We start from the raw sequence: 19,655 nt of genomic DNA on the forward strand, positions 1-19,655 counted from the left end.
TCTCTTCGCGCCGGATTTCCTAGCCGCGACGCCATGCTGGCCTCTCTCGCCGTCTTCCCGCCCAACGGTCTCGATCGAAGCCTGCACGTCGCCGTGCTCATCGGCCTCGTGATCGGGACCGTCTTCACCGAGCTCTTCGGCTGGACGTACGCGGGCCTCGTCGTCCCGGGTTACCTCGCGACGATCTTCATCGCCGCCCCCGCGACCGCGATCTTCATCATCGTCGAGTCTGTCGTGACGTACTGGCTCGTCGCGGGCGTGGGCCGGTGGGTCACGCACCTCGGCGCGTGGTCGGCGGCGTTCGGGCGCGAGCGGTTTTACCTGTTCATCGTGGGCGCGGTGCTCGTGCGGCTGCTCTTCGAGGGCGTGATCGTTCCGCGCGTCGAGGCGCAGTACGGCTACGCGCACTCGCGTGAGCTCTACAGCGTGGGGCTCGTGCTCGTGCCGCTCGTGTCGAACACGTTCTGGAACGCGGGCATCATCAAGGCGTTCCCGCGCGTCGGGTTCGTGACGGTGTTGACCTGGGTCCTGCTCGTCTTGCTCCTGCAGACGACGAACCTCTCGGTGTCGCGGTTCCAGGTCATCAACGAGAGCCTGTCGATCAAGTTCCTCGAGTCGCCGAAGGCGCAGATCATCCTCGTCATCGGCGCGCTGCTCGGCGCGCGGAACAACGTCAAGTACGGCTGGGACTACAACGGCATCCTCGTCCCGGGATTGCTCGCGGTCGCGTGTTACGAGCCCTTGAAGCTCGTGACGACGACGGTCGAAGCGCTGCTCGTGTACGGCGCATCGAAGGTCTTGATGAGCATGCCGCCCTTCTCGCGCATGCTCATCGTCGGGCCGCGGCGCATGCTCATGTGTTACATCACGGGCTTCTTCGTGAAGATGATCCTCGGGTTCGTCCTGGCCTATTTCTGGCCGGGTGTACCGATGATCGACTACTTCGGCTTCGGCTACCTCTTGCCGAGCCTGCTGGCGGTGAAGATGTGGAACAAGGACCACATCGGCATCGTCGTCATGCCGACGCTGCAGGTGTCGATCACGGCGTTCCTCGTGGGCAACGGGATCGGCTACGGGCTCGTGAAGGCGGAGGGGCTGCTCGTGCCGCGCGCCGCGATCTCGGAGATCGCGATGATCACGAGCGGCGCGAGCGTGCCGTACGAGCTCACGCTGGGCGACACGGGGCCGAGGCCGAGGCCGGCGGCGGAGCGATCGGCAGGGATCGCCGCGGTGGAGGTGGCGCTCGAGGTCGCGAGCGAGGTGGACGCGTTCGACGCGGCGCGCGGCGGGGAGGAGGTCTCGCCGCGGACGCTCACGACGGCGAAGACCGCAGGGCTCGTGGTCGCGCGGGAAGAAAAAGGCGGCTGGGTGGTGGCGCGTCCGCGCGCGTCGGAGATCGATCCGGACGACGTGACGCCCGCGCCACGCTTCGCGGTGCGGCCGAGGCCGAAGGCGGAGCCGGGGCTCGACGCGCGTCGTGGAGGGACGCTGGTGCTCGCCTCGCCCGAGGGGCCCGGCTCGGCGCTGTCGGCGCTCGCGCACGCGGCGGCGGAGGCGCTCGAGGCGCGGGCGATCGTGCTCCTGTCACGGCACGAGGGGCAGAGGGCGCTCGACGAGGCGTTCGCGGCGGAGCTCGGCAAGCGGCTCGGGCTGGAGCAGATGCTCGTGGTCGAGGCCGCGCCGGGAGACACGGCGCCAGGCTTGAGCGCGGTCGGATCGGTGCCCGAGGGCTTCGACGTGATGGCGCTCGGCCGCATGCTCGGCAAGGACGTGACGCTCTCGTGGCGGGCGCCGGTGCAAGGGGCGTCGCAGCGGCCGTGGTCGAACGCGCCGACGTTGCGTGTGCCCGTGTCGCTCGCGGAGGAGGTCGGGGGATCGCTGCTCGGCGCGCGGGAGGTCGACGTGTGGCCGCTCGGCTTGCGGCACGAGCTCGTGAGCCGGCTCGTCGCGCTGACGTCGGTGGGGACGGCGGGTTATCGCGGGCCGACGATCGAGGAGCTGCGCCTCTTCGACGCGACGCTCTCGCGGCGGATGACGCACGTGGGGCTCGAGCCGAGGTGGACGGCGTGGGAGCGCGCGGTCGCGGCGAGGTTCGGCTACACGATCGTGCGGGTGCACCGGCCCGAGGGCGAGCTCGAGGCGTGGGGGCTCGTGGAGGACACGACGGGCGGGCGGCGCGGGAACGCGAGCTTGTTCGTGAAGGTGGAGCATGCGGAAGAAGCGGTCGCGCCGGGCGACATCCTCGTCGAGGTGCCTGCGCCGCGCTGGGAGATCGGGACGTTCGGCGCGGGTTTGTCGCTCTACGACGCGCTCGGGGCGCGCGGGCTCCTGCTCGCGGGCGCGCTGCCGAGCGCCGATCCGCGCGGGATCGCCGATCCGCGGCGGCGGGTGTCGCGGCGATCGTTCTTCCAGCGCGTGCACGAGGTCTGGCTCGGCGAGGGCAAGAGCGGCGTCAGCATGCAGGGCATCGCCCCGGAGCGCGACTACACGGGTGACGTCGTGGTCTCGTTCGGGCGTGAGGTGATCCGGCGCGAGCAGGTGCCCGTGTGGGCGCGGCCGATGGTGGAGGTGTTCGGCGATCTCGGCTTGCGCGTGGGGATGTTCGACGGAGCGCGCGAGCACGCCCCGTACAACGGCTCGGCGGATCTCTCGATGAGCTACGCGCGCAAGTTCGCCGATGGACGGTTCGCGCTCGTGTACATGTCGGGCGAGCTGCGATCGGCGATGTCCGCCGTCGAGAGCGACGGCATCCTCACGCCGCGGCTCGGTCGGCTCGGCGTGGATCTCGGCTCGGAGGACGTCGCGTCGCGCGCGTTCGAGCTCGTCGCGTGCAAGGCGGCGCCGCCCGCGCCCAAGGGGGCGAAGAAGAAGAAGGACGGGAAGAAGAAGGCGGACGACGCGGCCCCGGCGGAGGCCTCGACGTCACGTTGCCCGAGCTTCACGGCGGAGGCGGCGGACCGCTGCGACGTCGATGTGCGCCTCGAGAGCTTCGAGCGGTACCTCGATCAGCACAACCCGTTCGATCTGCGGGCGGCGATCAAGGACGATCGGGGCTGCCACGTCGAGGTGGTGCGGGACCAGGTGTCCCGGCGGATCTGGGCGCTCGTCGCGGAGCCCGGGCAGGTCGTGCTGGTGCCGCTCGGGAACAGCCGGGTGCCGCGGGCGCCGAGGCCGCTCGCCTCGATCGTGCGGGTGCGGCGCGCGGTGGCGACGGGCCTGACCAGCATACGGGTGATGGAAAGCCCGTGATCATCCGCTGGTTCATCGTCGCGCTCGTCTTCTTCGGCTGGGCGGCCTTGCTCTGGCCGCTCAGCGCGCCGCCGCCCGCGTCCCACCTCGCGCTGCCGGCGATGGACGAGATCCTCGCCTACCGCGTCGACCCGGACAAACCCGTCTCCGTGAAGGTGCCCTCGTCGATCGACGCGGTCGTGGTCTCGACCTGGGCGCTCGTGGCGCGCGCGACCGTTTGTGATCCAAAGGCTCGGTTTTCGTACGGGTTCGAAGCGACGTTCGTCGACGAGAAGGGCAAGGACGTCCAGACGCACAGGTTCGAGCTCGAGAGCCGGCTCTCCTGCGACGACAAGGACGGCGCCACGGCGGGCGAGTACGCGGCGCGGGTCGCGCAAGGCGACGAGTGGGTGCTCGATCCACGCACGACCACGATCACCACGGCGGAGCTGCTCCCGCGCGGCGGCGTGATGCGCATGCGCGGGCTGCCGATCTCGGTGAAGGACGTGCTCTCGCGGGTGGAAGGCCGCTACCGGCGCGGATCGTACGAGCGCAAGTTCTACGAGATGAGCCTCGACGACGAGGATCGATCCCGCGTCGTCTCCGACATGACCTCGCTCGGCTTCGAGGACCTGCCCGAGACGGCGCGATCACGCGCGCTCTCGGGCTGGGATCGGCGCCTCGACGCGGCCGGGCTCGAAGGCAAAGACTACACGCTGCGGAGGCTCCTGCTCCGCAACTACCGCACGCCCTTCCCCGCGGCCGCGGGCACGGTGCCGGGTCACTCGGTCGGCGAGCGGCACGCGGCCGCGATCAACGTGATGGGCCCGGTCGAGCTCGACGTGCTCGCGCCGCCGGGGCGATCCGTGACGGTCAGCGAAGGCGGAGGCGGCGGCGCGCGTATGCTCACGGTGCCGGAGGACGGCGTGTTCCACGTGTCGTCGTCGCGCCTGAACCCACGCACGTTCGTGGTCGAGGGCAAGGGCGACGATTTCCTCGTGCGGTTCGTCCTTCCGAAACCTTACGAGCGGGCGCAGATCGGCGACCTGATCGCGCTGCCCTTCGAGGGAGAGCGGCTCGAGATCCGGCCCGACGTGCGGGTCGTGAAGTACCTCAAGCTCGACCCCGAGCGGCCGGTCGTCGCGCGTGTGGCGCCCGAGCAGCCGTACCTCGGCCTCCTGCTCCGCGCGGAGCTTCCCGAGGCGGGCGCGCCCGACTCGATGGCCGGCACGGTCGTCGCGCGCTGGGGCTCCGGGCCGAACGAGCGCGCCGAGCTGCGACAGACCTTGCCCCGCTCGCGCTTCGAACGCTGGGGCCGGCCGCGGGATCAAGCCGCCGAGGGCGCGATCGCCGCGAGCGACAAGACCGAGGCCGACGCGACCGATCCGCGCCGCGCGATCCTGCGCATCCCGAAGGGCGCCACGAAGATCGAGATCCTCGGCGACGCGCACATGCGCGTGCACCTGCGCGTGCTCGATCCCGGCGTGCCCGAGGACATCCTGCGCGTGCCTTACCGCGTCGAGCTCGCCGAGGACGAGCTCTGGCGCTACGCGCCCTTCGACGTGCGCACCTGGACGCCCATCCGCGCCGAGAACCAGAACGAGCTCGAGCGCCAGGGCCGCGTCGCCGACCTCTACGAGCAGGTCCGCATCGAGCTCCGGGGCAAACCTTCGCCGAGCGAGGCGGGCCAGAAGCCCGAGCGCACCCTCGTGCCGGATCAAGCCCCCGTCCGCAGGCGTTTCCTCGCCCCGTACGAGCTCGCCGCGAAGGAGCTCTTGCCGCACGACGGCTGGACGCCGCTCGATCTCGGGAGCGCGCTGAAGCTCGGGATCGGCTACGCGGGGGAGCGCGGCGGGCGGCTGAAGGTGCTCTACCGGGCGCACCCGTCGCGGCTCGGGAAGATGGCCGAGCTCTGGATCGACGGCAAAAACATGGTGGAGCAGCCGATCGCGTCGCTCTCGGGCGTGCTCCGGGCGAGCCTCCCGGCGGGCATCCACGACATCCAGGTGAAGGGCATCGGCGACGGGCTCGTGTATGCAGACGGCTCACCGTGGGAGGGCGGCGCGATCATGCGGCGCCGCGACGTCTTCGAGTTGCCCGCGCGCAGTCCGCTCACCTTCACGTTCCGGCAGCGCCCGGGCGAGTCGCTCACGCTCGTGCTCTTCGTGATCAGCGAGAGCTCGGCGCGGCCCTTCAAGATCCGCTACAGCATCGACGGGGGCAACCCCGCGCGGCAGAAGGGCGCGTTTTTCCGGTCGATCACGACGGCGAGCGGCGAGCTCTCGGGCCGCACGGGCGACGCGGGCATGGGTCTGCTCTGGGAGGCGCGCAGGACGGCGAAGGAGGCGCGGCAAAACCCGGACGGGCTCGCCAAGGTGAAGATCCCGATCGGCGACGACCTCGCGCCCGGCCTGCGGACGATCAAGATCGAGAGCTTCGATCGCGTGTGGATCGGGGCGGTGCTCGTGGGACAGGCGCCGCTGCCCGGGGACCTCGAGCCCAGGCTTTGGTCGGAGGACGATCTGTGAAGAGTGCGCGTTTGGCAGGGCTCGTCGCGACGACGTTGCTCTTCGGTTGTGGGACGCCCTCCTGCCCGAAGAGCCCGCCCGCGCCTGCGGCTGCGGCTTGTCCCCCCGCGGAGGCTTCCGCCATGATGACCGGCGTGGACGAGGAGGCGACGAAGGCCCTCGAAGAGAGGCTCGCCAAGCTGCGCAAGGGCGGTCGCCGGACGATCACGTACAAGGCGCCGACGGACGCGGAAGAGCGCGCCTACGCCGCGTGGGTGCGCGACGCGCTCGTCGCCGCGACCGAACGCAAAGAGCCGCCGAAGAAGGCGCCCGCGGGGTTTTCGCTCCGGGTGCTCGGCGACGTGTGGCTGCTCGAAGAGGTGCGGAGGAGGAAACGCGGCGCGGGCGTGGTCGTGATGCGCACGGGGCGCGCGAGGCCGATCTTCGTGGAGGCACCGCACACGTTCCACGACGCAGGCACGTTGCCGATCGCGCTCGCGGTGTTCGAGGCGCAAGCGGCGCGGGTGCTGCTCGTCAACACGGCGCACCGCTACATCGATCGGCCCGCGGACGCCACGAAGGACGCGGGCGCGAAGGACGAGAAGGCGGCGAGCGGGAGCAAGGACAAGGCCGCGGAAGAAGGGGACGAGGTCGACGAGAAGGACGAGGCCGACGACGAGAAAGGCGCGGCCGTGGAGGAGCCCGCGGGGGTCGATCGCGACGAGGCGGACGATCCGAACGTGGCGGCCCCGGTGGTCGCTTCGGACGTGGCCCACGCGGAGCGTTCGTTCTTCCACGCGGCCCACCGCGAGCTCGTCGCGCTCGTGCGAGGCGCCGTCACCGTGCAGATCCACGGCTTCCGCGACGACAAGTCCGAGGGCACGGGCGTCATCGTGAGCGCCGCCAAGACGAACGCCGACGCCGCGGCCCTCGCCGCGCGCCTCGGGCCTGCCGTCGAAGGCACGAAGGTTCGTCTCTACCCGACCGACGTCTCGATCCTCGGCGGCACGATCAACCAGCAGGCGCGCACCTGCCGCGAGCTCGGCGCGCCCTTCTTCCACATCGAGATCGCGCGCACGCTCCGCGACGGGCTCGGCGCCGACAAACAGAAACGCGCGCGCTTCGCCGCCGCGCTCGACCCGATCTTCGCCCAGCCAAAACCCCCGAACCCATGAACGTTCGGTCTGCCCTCGCCGCGGCCCTCGGCCTCGCCCTCGGCCTCGCGCCCAGGGCGGCGCGCGCCGCCGAGCCGAGCCTCGATCCTCCCGGCTGGGTCGCGCCCTCTCGCGCCCGCGTCGCGCCCTTCTCGCTCGAGACCCCCACGCGAGGCAGCGCCGCCGAGGTCGATCCGAGCGCGCCGATCTCCCTCGCGAAGGGCTCGGTCTTGCTCCTGCCCATCGAGCCCGGTGATCGCGTCCGCCTCGAAGGACCCGTCGCCGCCGTGGGCCTCGGGACCGGCGTGCGCGACGTGCCCGATGTGGTGACGTGGCTCCCGCTGCCGAAGACCATCCCCCCGCGCGCCCCGAGCGGCCCCGAGACCCGCGTCGTCGACGTCCCCATGTGGACCGGCGCCCGGTTCCTCGTGGTCCGGACCGACAAACCCGCCTCGATCACCGCCTCGATGGGCAGCCTCCTCCGCTCCTCGCTCGCCTGGCACAGGCTCGACGAGGACGTCACGCGCTGGCTGCGTGATCCATCCGCGCCCCGCCCCGAGACCACCATCCCCGAGGCCGCCTCGATCCTGCGCTGGCTCTTCGCCGCGAAGAGCGCGCTCGAAGCCGCGCCGCCCGATTCCACCCGCGACTGGCTCACCGTCCGCTGGCTCGAGAGCTCCCTCCTCGTCCGCCCCCTCGTCGAGCCCTGGTTCGTCCGCCGCCCGGTCTCCCTCGAAGGCGGCCGTGACGCCCGCGAGGCCGCGGATCACCTCAGCGCCGACCCCGACGCCTCCCCGTGGCGCCTCGTCCTCGCCTCCCGCGGCGCGCTCGCCGCCAGGGCGAACCGCATCGTCGTCGACGCGCCCGCCTCCGACGTCGTTCGCCTCTCCATCCAGGCCCGCGGCATCGGCGCCGCCCGCGCCGTCGTGCGCGCCGGCGACCTCATCGTCCGCGAGCTCTCCTGGGACGTCGCCACCCGCACCGCCGACGCCGAGCGATGGACCGCGACGCAGACGATCCGCGTCCCCTTGCCGGTCGACCACCGCCGCGTCTCCGTCGAGGCCCTCGAAGGCGAGATCGCCGTCGCCGCCACCGCCTTCCGCAAGCGCGCCGATGTCCTCGACGTCGTGCCTCGCGCCCGGGACCGCGAAGCCCGCCTCGACGCCCTCACCGACGGCGCGAAGGAGCCCGCCGCGGCCGCCGCCCTCCGCCTCGCCGCCGCCGCCGATCGCTCGGGCCGCGCGGTTGACGCCCAGGCCGCCAGGAAACGCGCCCAGGCGAACGACGTCCCCCCCGCCCTCCGCGCCTTCCTCCTCGCCGAATCTGTAAATTGGGCAACAACTCCAGGGGAGGCACGCGAGGCCGCCGAACGCGCCACAGACCTCGCCCGCGCCCTGCCCGCCGGCGCCGTCGGCCCTGTCCTGCGCGCCGTCCTCGAGCGCCTCGCCGCTTCCCACCGCGACCCCCTCCCGCCGCCGCGCCCCTGGGAGCGCCCTCTGCCCGAGGCCACCCACGAGGACGACCGCGCCGCCCTCGACGCGCTCCGCGCCATGCTCACGCCCCCCGAGGACGGCCGCCGCCCCGCCGCCGCGCCCCTCGCCGAGCGGTATGCCTGGCTCCACGGCGACCTGCCCGGCGCCGCCGACCGCGCCCGACGCACCTGGATCCGCGAGGCGCCCTGGGACACCCTCGACCCGCCCTCCGGCTCGGTCGTCTGGAACGACATCTCCGTCCCGTTCGACACCTTCGGCAGCGCCCGCTGCGCCCTCGTCGGCACGCGTGGCCTGCGCTGGACCGTCCTCCGCGAGGGCCGCGCCGACATCGACGTCCTCCCGCCCCCCGCGCCCGCGACCCACACCCGCCTCCTCGTCATTTCCAGCCAGACCGACCCGGCCGCCGAGACCTCCCTCCGCATCGACGGCGTCGCCGCCGCCGTCCACACCGGCGCCGGGCTCGGCACCGGCCTCGCCGTCACCCCGGGCCGCCACGCCTTCGAGCGCCCTCTCGGCGCCGTCCCCCTCTTCGCCCGCATCCCTCGCGACGGCTCGGCGCCTTGCGACACCCTCCGCGAGCTCACCCGCTGGGTCCGCTTGAAGGGTGACGCCAGGTTCCGCATCCCCGACCCTGGCCGCGCCACCGTCGCCCGCGTCGTCGCGCACGCCGCCGAGAGCGGCGCCCGCAAGCCTCGACGCCTCCACATCCGTGTCGGCGACCGCGTCTACGAGGCCTGGGTCGACGCCGGCGCGACCGGCGCGATCGAGGTCCCCGTCCCCGCCGACGTCGGCGAGCTCCAGGTCGAGACCGAGGAAGAGGCCCTCCTGCGCGTCTCGGCGCGCCTCCACCCGCGCCGCCCCCCCGAGCCGCGTGTCCCCGCCGCGGCCCGAGAGACCTCCCCCGAGGCCATCGCCCTCCTCCTCGCCCGCGTCCGCGATGCCACCCGCGCCCTCGAAAAGGCCCCGCCTGCCCAGCAGGACGAGCTCCGAAAACAGCGCGCCGAGGCCCTCGAATCCCTCGGGTATTCCACGCTCGCCGCCCTCGACCGCAAGGGCGAAATCCCCCTCGAAGCGGTCGAGGAGCCGGACGCCCAGGGCCCCGCGCAGGCCCTCCGCCTGCCTGCCGAGAGCCCCGCCGTCGTCCCCCTCGGCCTCATCCCGCGTATCCCGCCCCTCCCCTTGCCGAAGGACCTCGATCCGCTCACCCGCGCCCGCCGCGCCGAGGCCGCCGACGACACCGCCGCCGCCCTGAAGGCCCTCCTCGAGGGCAACGCCCGCGCCTCCACCCATGCCGACGGCTTGCTCTACGCCGTCCTCGCCGAGCGCACCGGCGCCGGCTGGATCGCCGCCGAGATCTTCGAACGTATCGGCTTCGTACACGGCTCCGGCCCTGCCCTCGCCCGCGCCGCCTCCCTCTCCGCCGACCGCGCCGCCGACGACGGCGACCGCGCCCGCGCCCTGCGCAGCTACGTCCTCGCGCACCACGCCGTCGAGAACGGCGATCCCGCCTCACACGCCTTCGCGCGCCTCGCGCCTGCCGTGGGTTGGCTCGCCGTCGCCCGCGCCGACAACGCCGCGGGCACCGCCCTCGTCGACGTCCGCGGGGGCCGCGCCCCTTCGCTCGGCATGAAGGTCCGCCGCGCCCTGCTCGACGCCCCCGACGACGCCCTCCTGCTCGCCGAAGGCCAGCACGTCGAGCTCCGCGTCCGCCGGAACAAGCCCACGAACCTCGGCATCACGACCCACTGCCTCGCCCTCGAAGACGACCCCGCCTGCCAGCTCACGGTCGAGATCGACGGTAAACCCACGCCTTGTGGAAACAATCCCACATCTACCCACACGGCATGCACCCTCTCCCTCCCGCGGGGCCGGCACCGCGTCGAGATCCGCGCCCCGCGTGGCCGAAATGTCCTCGGCTCCGCTCGGTTCGAGGGGGACGGCGGCTTCTCCGTGCAGGCCCGCGTCGTCTCCGAGTGGTTCGAGATCGACCCCGAGCGCCCCCTCGAGCTCACCTTCGCCGCCCCCACCGTCGTCCGCCTCCAGGCCCGCGGCCCCGCCGGCGAACCTCGCACCCTCGGCTGGTCCATCGACCCGCACGTCGACCTCCCCAGCACCACCTCCCGCGGCGAGCTCACCCTCGATCCCGCCGCCGATCCGGCCGCGCACCTCGTCGGTGGTGACCCGAACACCCTCCTCCCGCTCGGCCAGGAGCTCGAAAAACGTTTCCCCGTCCTGCCCGACGGCCCCCACACCCTCCACGTCACCTCCCCCGGCGGCCGCGCCCTCGTCCGCGTCCAGCTCGCCGTCCCCGTCGGCTTGCCCAAACCTCGCCGCGTCCCGCCCGTTCCGGCCCTCCGCCCCTCGCCCACCGGCGCCCCCGAGCCACCCCTCCGCGTCGCCCCCGACATCGTCTCCGACGCCGATCCCGGCCGGGCCCTCCTCTCCGCTTACGCCCGCCTCGTCGACCTCGACGTCGGCGACGAGGACAGGCTCACCGGCGCGCGCCTCCTCGAGGTCGGCGTCGCCCTGCGCCGCGAGCTCGAATCCATCCACGCCTGGACCCAGGGCTCCTTCTTCGCCCGCGCCCGCTTCGGCGCCCCGAGCTTTGGCCTCGCCGGCTCCTTCGACCTCGCCCCGAACGGCTTCGTCCCCGGCCTCTTCGTCCGCGGCCGCGTCGTCGCCCAGCCGGTGGACACCTTCGGCCTCGGCGCCCGCGGCCTCGCCGGTGTCCTCTGGTCGGTCCCCCTCGCCGACTCCGTCTCCCTCGTCCCCTGGGGCGGCGCCGCCCTCATCCTCACCGACCCCACCCTCGCCGGCCGCGACGACGCCGACCGCGAGGTCTGGACCCGTTATTCCAGCACCCACCCCACCTACGGCGTCGTGGGCCTCCGCGCCCTCTTCCGCCCGGCCGTCGACGCCCTCGCGAGCCTCGGCGTCTCCACCCGCACCACCCCCGACTTCGCCGGCATCGACCGCGCCGACCTCGAAGCCCAGCTCCACCTCCTCCCGGGCCGTGGCCTCTCGCCCTGGATCACCCTCGGCGCCTTCACCAGCTACCGGCCGGCCGGCTACGACCGCGCCGAATCCTTCCTTCGCAGCGGCGCGAGCGCCCAGCTCACGTTCTGGACGTGGCTCACCCGCGGCCATCGCCTCAGCGCGGGCGCCGAGGGTCGGGTCTTGCTCGACGTCCCCCGCGAAGCCTCGCCCTTCCGACTTTCCGGAGGTATCTTCGTGGGATACGACCTCGCGGGTGGCAGGGGCCTTCGTGACCTGCCGCCGCGGGAGGCACCGTTCCGCGCTCGGCTCGAAGAAGGCAGCGGCCGCGTCGACAGGCGCCGCACCTCCTCCGAGCCGACCTGGGGCACGCCGCCTTGAGCCTGAAGTACCCCCTCGCTCCCGCGCTCATCAAACGTAGATCCCGCCACGCCGACGGGCGGGACGCGCTCGCGGTCGAGCTCTTCCAGAGCATCTCGCCCCTCATGGCGAAGCTGCGTGTCCCCACCGTCTCGCACCTCGCCGAGAACATCGCCGCCGAGCTCGGCCCTGGCCCGCACCCTCCGGGCATCCTCATCGCCTCCCTCGTCCGCGCCGCCGACGTCGCCGTCGGCGAGCTCGACCGCCTCAACGGCGAGGGCGCCTCGCTCATGGTCGCCTACCAGGGCGCCTCCACGCCCGAGGACAAACGCCAGATCCTCATCGCCCACCTCCGCGCCTCGGCCAGGAGCCGCCTCGACGCCCGCCGCGACATCCAGGCCACGAAGCGCTGGCTCGACATGGAGGCCGTCCAGGAGCGCTTCGCCGCCCGCATCGCCGACCAGGTCGACGCCGTCGAGGTCGCCTACGAGGCGACGATCACCCAGGCCCGATCCCTCTCCGAAAACGACGCGTTTCGCCTCCTCTCGGGCGGCGGCGTGCTCGAGTTCGCCATGTCGCACGCCTCGGCCGGGCGCCCTCAGCCCGTCCGGGTCGCGGCATTACGTGTCCTCTCGGCCCTGCTCGCGCGCCTCGCCCCTTCGCAGCGCCTCGGCCGCTTCGGCGTCGAGCGGGCGCGCCAGGTCCTCGCGTGGGCGCGTGGTGTCGACGCCATGCGCTGGGCGCAGGTCGCTTCGCTCGAGATCGCCGCCCTCGTCTTCCCTGACGGCGTCCGCGGCGTCATCTCCGAGCGCCTCCGCATTCGCTCCGGCAAGGACGGCCCCATCATCCGCCGCAATGCCTTGCGGATCCTCGCTACCCTCGGCGACGACCGCGCCCGCCTCGACACCGCCCTCATCGCGAAGGACGACCCGAGCGAACACGTCCGCCAGGAGCTCGCTCGCTTCCTCGGACAAACCCGCGTCGAAGGTGGGCTCGAAGAGCTCGTCAAGATCGTCACCGAGGACAAATCGCCCCGCGTCCGCGGCCTCGGCATGCGCGTGCTCACGAAGCGCGCGGGCGGCTTCGCCTGCGAGGGCCCGCGCGCCGCGAACGAGCCTCCCGCCGAGAATGGTGATCCTGCCGCGGCCGAGGCCCTGCTCGGCGTCATCCAGCGCGCCCTCACGAAACCCGAAGACTCGCTCCCCGTGCGGGTCGCGCTCGAATCGGTCAAGCTCGTCGCTGCGGGCGAAACGCCGATCCTCCGCCGGTCCCATTTCGCCGAGGCCCTCGCCGCGCTCGCCAACAATGAAAAGGCCGGCGCGGAGCTCACCGAGGGCGCGGCGGCCACGCTCCGCTGGCTCGAGGTCGCGGCCGACCCCGAGCTCGTGGCCCTCGCGCAGCGGTTCAAGGACAAACTCGAAAAGATCAAAGAGGGCCGCTCCGCTCGATTCGACGTCCCGCCGAACACCCCGACGCGTGACCTCGAGCGCGCCCTCGCCGTCGCCGCCCGCGGCGACATGACCGTCTCCCTGCAGAAGCTCGGCCCCGGCAGATACACCCTCTGGCGCGGCGAGCCCCGGCGCTGGCGATTCTGGCGTTTCTTGAACGAGCTCAAGACGCCCATGCCGGACAAACGCAAAGGTTACCCCCACACCCAGGGCCGCGTCTGGCAGGGCGAGATCGTCGTCCCGCCGTATGGCATGGCCGAGGTGACGCCCACCCGCGTCCCCGGCGAGCGCCAGCTCTGCCCGCCCGTCGCCGGCTGGGGCCCCTTCTTGCCGCGCGTCGACGAGTTGCTCGCGGTCTGCTCCATCTCGGGCAAACCCTTGCGCATGATCACGCCCGTCGGCACCGTCCTTCTCCGCGGCCCGGCCACGCTGAAGGAGCGCATGCGGGTCCGCTGGAGGCTCTCGCTCGAATATCCTCAGCTCGCCCTCGTCCGCCAGCGCTCCCTCTCGGCCAGCGAGCCGCGCGAGAAAAAGCTCTTCTGGCAAAAGGCCCAGGAGCTCGGGTTTTCCCTCGACGTCGTCGACACCGAGGGTGAGGTCGAGAATGCCCGCTTCCAGCTCGTCCCCCACCTCCCGCGTAATTTCTACGCCCCGCTCCCCTTCGCGCTCCCGCCGCTCGCCGAGCACGTCCTCTCGTTCTTGCTCTCGCCCTCGGGCAACACCCCGGCGCACCTCGCCGTCGTCGTGTGGAGCCTCTTTTCGTACCTCATGCTCCGCACGGCCGTCATCATGCGTGGCATCGAGAAGGCGCGCGCCGCCATTCCGCTCTCGATCGGCGGCTGGGGCACCCGCGGCAAATCCGGCTCCGAGCGATTGAAGGCCGCGCTCTTCCACGCCATGCGGTACGACGTCGTCGTGAAGACCACCGGCTGCGAGGCCATGTTCATTCACGCGATGCGGGACCTGCCGGCCGGCGAGATCTTCATCTATCGCCCCTACGACAAGGCCACGATCTGGGAGCAGCGGAACGTCCTCTTCACCGGGAAGAACCTCCATTGCCAGGTCTTCCTCTGGGAGTGCATGGCGCTCCAGCCGCGCTTCGTCGAGACGCTCTGCAACGAATGGATGCAGGACCCGATCACCACGCTCACGAACGCCTACCCCGACCACGAGGACATCCAGGGCCCCGGCGGCGAGGACGTCGCGCGCGTCATCTCCTGCTTCATGCCTCAGGACGGCGTCACCTTCACCTCCGAAGAGCAGATGTTCCCGCTCTTCCTCGACAACGCGCGCCGCAAGAAGACGAAGCTCGTCCACGTCGCGCCCATCGAGGCGGACCTCATCCCCGTCGACCTCCTCCAGCGCCTCCCGTACCAGGAGCACCCGCGCAACGTCGCGCTCGTCCTCGAGCTCGCCGATTATTTCCAGATCGACCGTGAAAAGGCGCTCGTCGAGATCGCCGACCACGTCATCCTCGACCTCGGCGTCTTGAAGACGTATCCCACGGTCGAATACCGCGGCCGCAAGCTCACCTTCTCCAATGGGATGAGCGCCAACGAGCGCGCCGGCTTCCTCTCCAACTGGACCCGCCTCGCCTACGACAAACACAACCCCGACGAGACGCCCGACCGGGCCACCTGCGCCGTCGTCAACAACCGCGCCGACCGCGTCGCCCGCTCCCGCGTCTTCGCGCAGATCTTCGTCGACGACGCCGGCTGCGACCACATCGTCCTCATCAACACGAACCTCGGCGGCATGATGCAGTTCATCACCGAGGCCCTCGATAGCTGGCTCGGCGGCACCCGCATCACGGCCGACGCCGACAAGGAAAAGGCCCTCGTCAAGTTCGACGAATACCTCCGCCGCACCGGCACGCGCGCGGCAGGCGAGGCCCTCGAAGAGACGCTCCTCATCATGCTCAAGGCCCTGCCGATGGAGGACGAGGACGCCCGCAAGATCGTCGAGGACGCCCGCCCGCTCTTCTCGGCCACGCCCGAGGAGCTCGGCGGCGCGATCGAAAAAGCCTTGTCCGGAAAAACGCCACCCGAGGGCAAGGACGACATCCGCCCCGACATCGTCACGCACACGATCCGCTACGCCAAGCGCACGAAGCTCCGCGACGACGCGAAGAAGCGCGTCTCGGGCGCGCTCGACCAGAAGGCGTGGGCCGAGGCGGACACGATCTTCCGCACCGCCTACCGCGAGCTCTTCCTCGAGCGCGTCTGCGTCCTCTGGAACGCCGGCTCCACGGGGGATCAGGTCATCGATTTCATGGTGAAGCAGATCCCGCCCGGGATGGACGTGCGCATCATGGGCACGCAGAACATCAAGGGCACGGGCCTCGATTTCGTGTATCGCTGGCTCTCGATGGATCGCGTGCGTCATAACATCGAGAAGATGGAGACCACGCCGAGCGCGCGCGCCGAGGTGCTCACGTTCTTCATGTCGTACAACGATTTCAGCCTGATCGATTGCCGCGAGGCCCTCGACGCGGTCAAGCGCGCGAAGACGAGCGACGACCCCGACTGGCAGAAACACGCCAACCTGATCAACGCCGCCCTCGAGCGCTTATCGAACCTCGAGCGGGACAAGGTGACGAAGCTCCAGGCGACGGGCAAGGCGGGCCTCGGGCAACGCGTGCTCAACAAGGTCGAGCAGCTCTTCGACCACCTCGACTCGGTCCGCCGCACGAACACCGCGAAGACCGTGATGGACGACCTCTACGCCGCCCGCGTCGGCCACGGCCAGGCCGCCATTTTGCTGCGCGACGTCACGGGCCGCTCGAAGGGCGGCTGGCTCTACAAGGATTTGAAGAAATGGCTCGCCAAGCAGGAGGAGCGATTCCCCTGGCTCAAGGGCAAAGGCGATGAGGAGCCGAAGAAGGACGACAAGAAGGGCGACGCCCCGCCGGCCGGCGACCCCGCGCCGGCCGGCTGAATGCCATTCTCATCGCCGATAGAACGCGCGGTGCCACGCGTGCAGCACGAACAACGAGAACAGCTTCTCCTGCGCTGCGCGATCGCCGCCGCGGGCGCGCTCGCGCAGCGCCTGAACCGGCTCCGGCCTCACCAGGCCCGCCTCGGCGACGGCGTCGCGGCCGAGCAGCGCGTCGCTGTCGCGGTGATTCGTGAACCAGGTATCCGGCGCGTGGAAGGGAGCCTTTCGCGCGTCGAGGACGACCGACGGCAAATGGTCACGCATCGCGTGGCGCAGGAGATACTTGTTGAACGTGGGGCCCGTGCGGAACACGTGCGGGATGCGGGCGGCGAACTCCATCACCTTGTGTTCCATGAACGGCGCGCGCGCCTCGATGCTCTGCGCCATGCTCGTGCGGTCGAGCCGCAAATTGATGCGGTCCGGCAGCCGCATCCGGGTCTCGATGAGGAGCATCTGCGAGAGCGGGTCGAGCTCCTGCGCTTCCCGTTCGAGCTCGCTGAAGCGTGAATCGGAGACACTCTCGCCGAGCAGCGCCTCTCGCTCCGCGCGCGAGGGGAAGACGAACTCCTCGTGCAGCAGGTACCTCTCGAGCGGGCTGAGGTCCTTGGCGGCCGGATCGCGGGTCGCCACGGCGAACTTCCGGTACCCGGCGAACAGCTCGTCGCTCCCCTCGCCCGACAGCACCGTCGTGATGTTTGCCCGGGCCACGGCGCCAAAGACGCAGGCCGTCGGGAGCAATGCGTCCGTCGAGACCGGCTCCTCGACCGAATACAGAATATCGTCGAGCGACATCGAGTCGTCGCGGTCCAGGTGAATGACGCGGTGCTCGGCCTGGTAGCGGCTGGCCACCTCTCCTGCGGCCTCCGATTCGTCGATCGCGGCGCCTCGGAATCCTATGGTGAACGCTTGCACCTTCCGGTCTCGAAGCGCGCTCGCGCCCAGCGCGAAGACGCTGGCCGAATCGACGCCGCCGCTGAGGAGGAACCCCATCGGGACCTCGCTCTCCAGGCGGGCCTGCACGGCATTTTGCAGGGTGTGCCGGAGCTCCTCCTCCCATTTCCCGAGCTGGGAGGGCGACGACGTCTTCCGGTCGTCGTGCTCGAAGCGCAGCTTCCAGTACGGGATCGTGCGCGGGGCGGTGTCGGGCTGCACGACGAGCACCGAGCCTGCCGGGAGCTTGTTCACGCCGTCGAGGATCGTGAGCGGCGCGGGGACGTAGCCGAAGCGCAGGTAATCGGACACGGCCTCCCGGCACACGGCGGGCTTTCGATCGTGCAGGAGGGGCTTCATCTCGGAGGCGAAATGGAGCACGCCGTCGCTCCACCGGTAAAAGAGCGGCTTCAGCCCGGGCCGATCGCGACCGAGGATCAGGCGGCGCTTCGCTCGATCGTAGAGCGCGAAGGCGAACATGCCGCTGAGCTCGTTGACGAACTCGATCCCCCGCTCCTCGTAGAGGTGAATGAGGACCTCTCCGTCGACGCGGGTGCGGAACCGGTGGCGCGCCTTCAGCGTCTCGCGCAGCGCGTGATGATTGTAGATCTCGCCATTGACGACGACGACGATCTGCTCATCCTCGCTGTAGAGCGGCTGACCGCCGCCGACGAGATCCAGGATGGCCAGCCGGCGGAACCCGAGGATCGCGTGATCGTCGACGTACCAGCCCTGCGCGTCCGGGCCGCGGTGGCGCATGCGCTCGAGGCTATTTGCTGGAATGGGCGGCGTGGCGAAAGGCTGATCGACGGAGAATGCTCCGAGAATTCCGCACATGACTACTCCTCACGGACGGGGGCGCTGGGCCCTCCTCATGCGACGCCGACCTCGTCGATCAGCGACAGGCGCGTCCTCGGCTTCAGCGGGTTCTCCCTCGAATACTTCATTCGTTCGAGGGAGGGTTCGAAGAAAAACTCCTTTTCGCCGAAGGCGGGCCGCAGGTGGTCGAGCCAGGTGGCCCGAGGGTCGAACCGCGCGAAGAAGGGCCGCCCGACCCAGGCCGGGTCCCGCGCCTGCGTGAAGCGCAACGCGAACACCTTCGTGCCCATGATCTCCGGCGTGCCGTCGATGACGACCTTGCCCGGCGTCGCGCTCATCGAGGGGCCCCGGACCGTCCGGGCGAGCCCCGAGACACGCGCGTAGGCGTCCCGGAAGATCTCGTGCGCGCGAACGAGGGGCACCTCGAAGTAATGACGCGCCCCGGTATCACGCTCGATGAACATGTAATACGGCACCGCGCCTGCGCGGACCTGCGTCCGCCACATGTCCTCCCACACCTCGGCCCTATCATTGACGTGACGGATCAGGGGCGCCTGGCACCGCACCGTCGCCCCGGTCGAGAGGACGCGGGCGAGCGCCTCTTTTGCCGCCGTGGTCGCGAGCTCGCGCGGGTGGCTGTAGTGGGCCATGAATGCGAGGTTCTTTCCCGCGCGGACCACCTGCTCGAACAGGCGCAAGAGATCGTCCGCGTCGGCGTCGTCGAGGAACCGGAACGGCCAGTAGGCCATGGACTTCGTCCCGACGCGGATCGACGCGACCTGCGGCAGCGCGAGGAGCGGCTCGATGTAGCGGCGGAGCAAGCCCGTCCGCATGACCATCGGATCGCCGCCCGTCAAGAGGACGCTCGTGACCTCCGGGTGGGCCTGGATATACCGGACAAACTCGTCGACCTCGTTGCTGGCGAACTTCAGGTCGTCGAGCCCGACGAACTGGGGCCACCGGAAACAATAGGTGCAGTAGGCGTGGCAGGTCTGCCCCTGCGTGGGGAACAGGAGCACGGTCTCCCGGTACTTGTGCTGGAGTCCGCGCACCGGCTGCCCGTCCAGCATGGGGACGTTGAACTCGAGCTGCCCCGCCGGGTGCGGGTTCAACCGTCCCTGGATCTCTCGCGCCGCGGCCTCCACCGCCGCCGGGGGCGGGTTCGTGGCGAGCAGGCTCTCCATGCGACGAAAATCGTCATCGCCGAGCATGTCCCGGTGCGGAAACGTCAGCCGGTAGATCGGATCGTCGGGGATGTTGGACCAGTCGATCAGCTCGTCGAGCACGTAGTTGTTCACCCGGAACGGGAGAACCGCCGAGACGACCTTCATGGCATTCCGCTCGGACGCCGGGAGCGCCGCGAGCTGGGGGATGCTGTCGATGTCCCTGCGTCGGAACACTTTGAACTGGCTTGGACGCTTCGCGGAAAGGGACACGGCAACTCCTTCGATCGTTTGAGTTCAAATCTTATAATTTTGACGTCAAACATTCGCAACAACAAAAACGTCCAAGCTGCGCGTGCGCCCCGGCACACCCCGCCCCAAAGCGCCGAGAAATGCAGCAAATTCGTCTGGTTATATGGAAAACAAAACCACGAACGCAAGCGTGCCCACCCCCAGAGCAAGCAAGCTGACCACGTGCCACAAACCACATTTTGGCGACACTGCACGAGGTAGAGGAGCGCACAGCCCATTCCACCATCCCCGAATTTGATTCGAGCGTCGCGCACGATGGCTCTTGTCGACGGGAGCTCGACTGGGGTAGAGTGGGATCGTTTTTCTTCCG

7 protein-coding genes are annotated in these 19,655 nt (G+C 70.7%); 5 read left to right on the top strand and 2 right to left on the bottom strand.

Annotated features, from left to right (window positions below; all coding sequences use genetic code 11):
- The first annotated feature begins 33 nt into the window (after window positions 1-33).
- Genes GF068_RS10600 through GF068_RS10620 form a run of 5 tightly spaced genes read left to right on the top strand, consistent with a single transcriptional unit; the run spans window position 34 to window position 16,121 of the window.
- Window positions 34-3,249: a poly-gamma-glutamate biosynthesis protein PgsC/CapC gene (locus GF068_RS10600; protein WP_153819260.1), complete on the top strand. Its 3,216-nt coding sequence runs from the start codon at window positions 34-36 to the stop codon at window positions 3,247-3,249.
- Window positions 3,246-5,756 carry a hypothetical protein gene (locus tag GF068_RS10605; RefSeq protein WP_153819261.1) on the top strand — a complete coding sequence of 837 codons (2,511 nt, stop codon included), beginning with the start codon at window positions 3,246-3,248 and terminating at the stop codon, window positions 5,754-5,756. Before GF068_RS10600 ends, GF068_RS10605 begins: the two co-directional genes overlap by 4 nt.
- Entirely contained in the window at window positions 5,753-6,910 is a 1,158-nt protein-coding gene (locus tag GF068_RS10610) for a hypothetical protein (protein ID WP_153819262.1), read from the top strand. Before GF068_RS10605 ends, GF068_RS10610 begins: the two co-directional genes overlap by 4 nt.
- Window positions 6,907-11,757, top strand: a complete 4,851-nt coding sequence (locus GF068_RS46200) for a hypothetical protein (protein ID WP_153819263.1) — start codon at window positions 6,907-6,909, stop codon at window positions 11,755-11,757. Before GF068_RS10610 ends, GF068_RS46200 begins: the two co-directional genes overlap by 4 nt.
- Window positions 11,754-16,121 (top strand): capsule biosynthesis protein CapB, encoded by a 4,368-nt coding sequence (locus GF068_RS10620; protein ID WP_153819264.1) that lies wholly within the window; start codon window positions 11,754-11,756, stop codon window positions 16,119-16,121. The genes GF068_RS46200 and GF068_RS10620 overlap by 4 nt, the downstream gene beginning before the upstream one ends.
- Before the next feature lie 9 nt (window positions 16,122-16,130).
- On the opposite strand, the gene asnB is transcribed toward GF068_RS10620, so the two are convergent.
- Window positions 16,131-17,888 (bottom strand): asparagine synthase (glutamine-hydrolyzing), encoded by a 1,758-nt coding sequence (gene asnB / locus GF068_RS10625; protein ID WP_153819265.1) that lies wholly within the window; start codon window positions 17,886-17,888, stop codon window positions 16,131-16,133.
- A 35-nt stretch (window positions 17,889-17,923) separates the two neighbouring features.
- On the bottom strand, window positions 17,924-19,306 hold the full coding sequence (locus GF068_RS10630) for a KamA family radical SAM protein (protein ID WP_275939138.1): 1,383 nt from the start codon (window positions 19,304-19,306) through the stop codon (window positions 17,924-17,926).
- Between the last annotated feature and the right edge of the window lie 349 nt (window positions 19,307-19,655).

This window comes from Polyangium spumosum, assembly GCF_009649845.1.
Taxonomy (GTDB): domain Bacteria; phylum Myxococcota_A; class Polyangia; order Polyangiales; family Polyangiaceae; genus Polyangium; species Polyangium spumosum.

Bases quoted from the DNA above. Each gene is read 5' to 3' on its own strand.
- GF068_RS10600 (WP_153819260.1), top strand. From the start codon at position 34: ATGCTGGCCTCTCTCGCCGTCTTCCCGCCCAACGGTCTCGATCGAAGC.
- GF068_RS46200 (WP_153819263.1), top strand. From the start codon at position 6,907: ATGAACGTTCGGTCTGCCCTCGCCGCGGCCCTCGGCCTCGCCCTCGGC.
- asnB (WP_153819265.1), bottom strand. From the start codon at position 17,888: ATGTGCGGAATTCTCGGAGCATTCTCCGTCGATCAGCCTTTCGCCACG.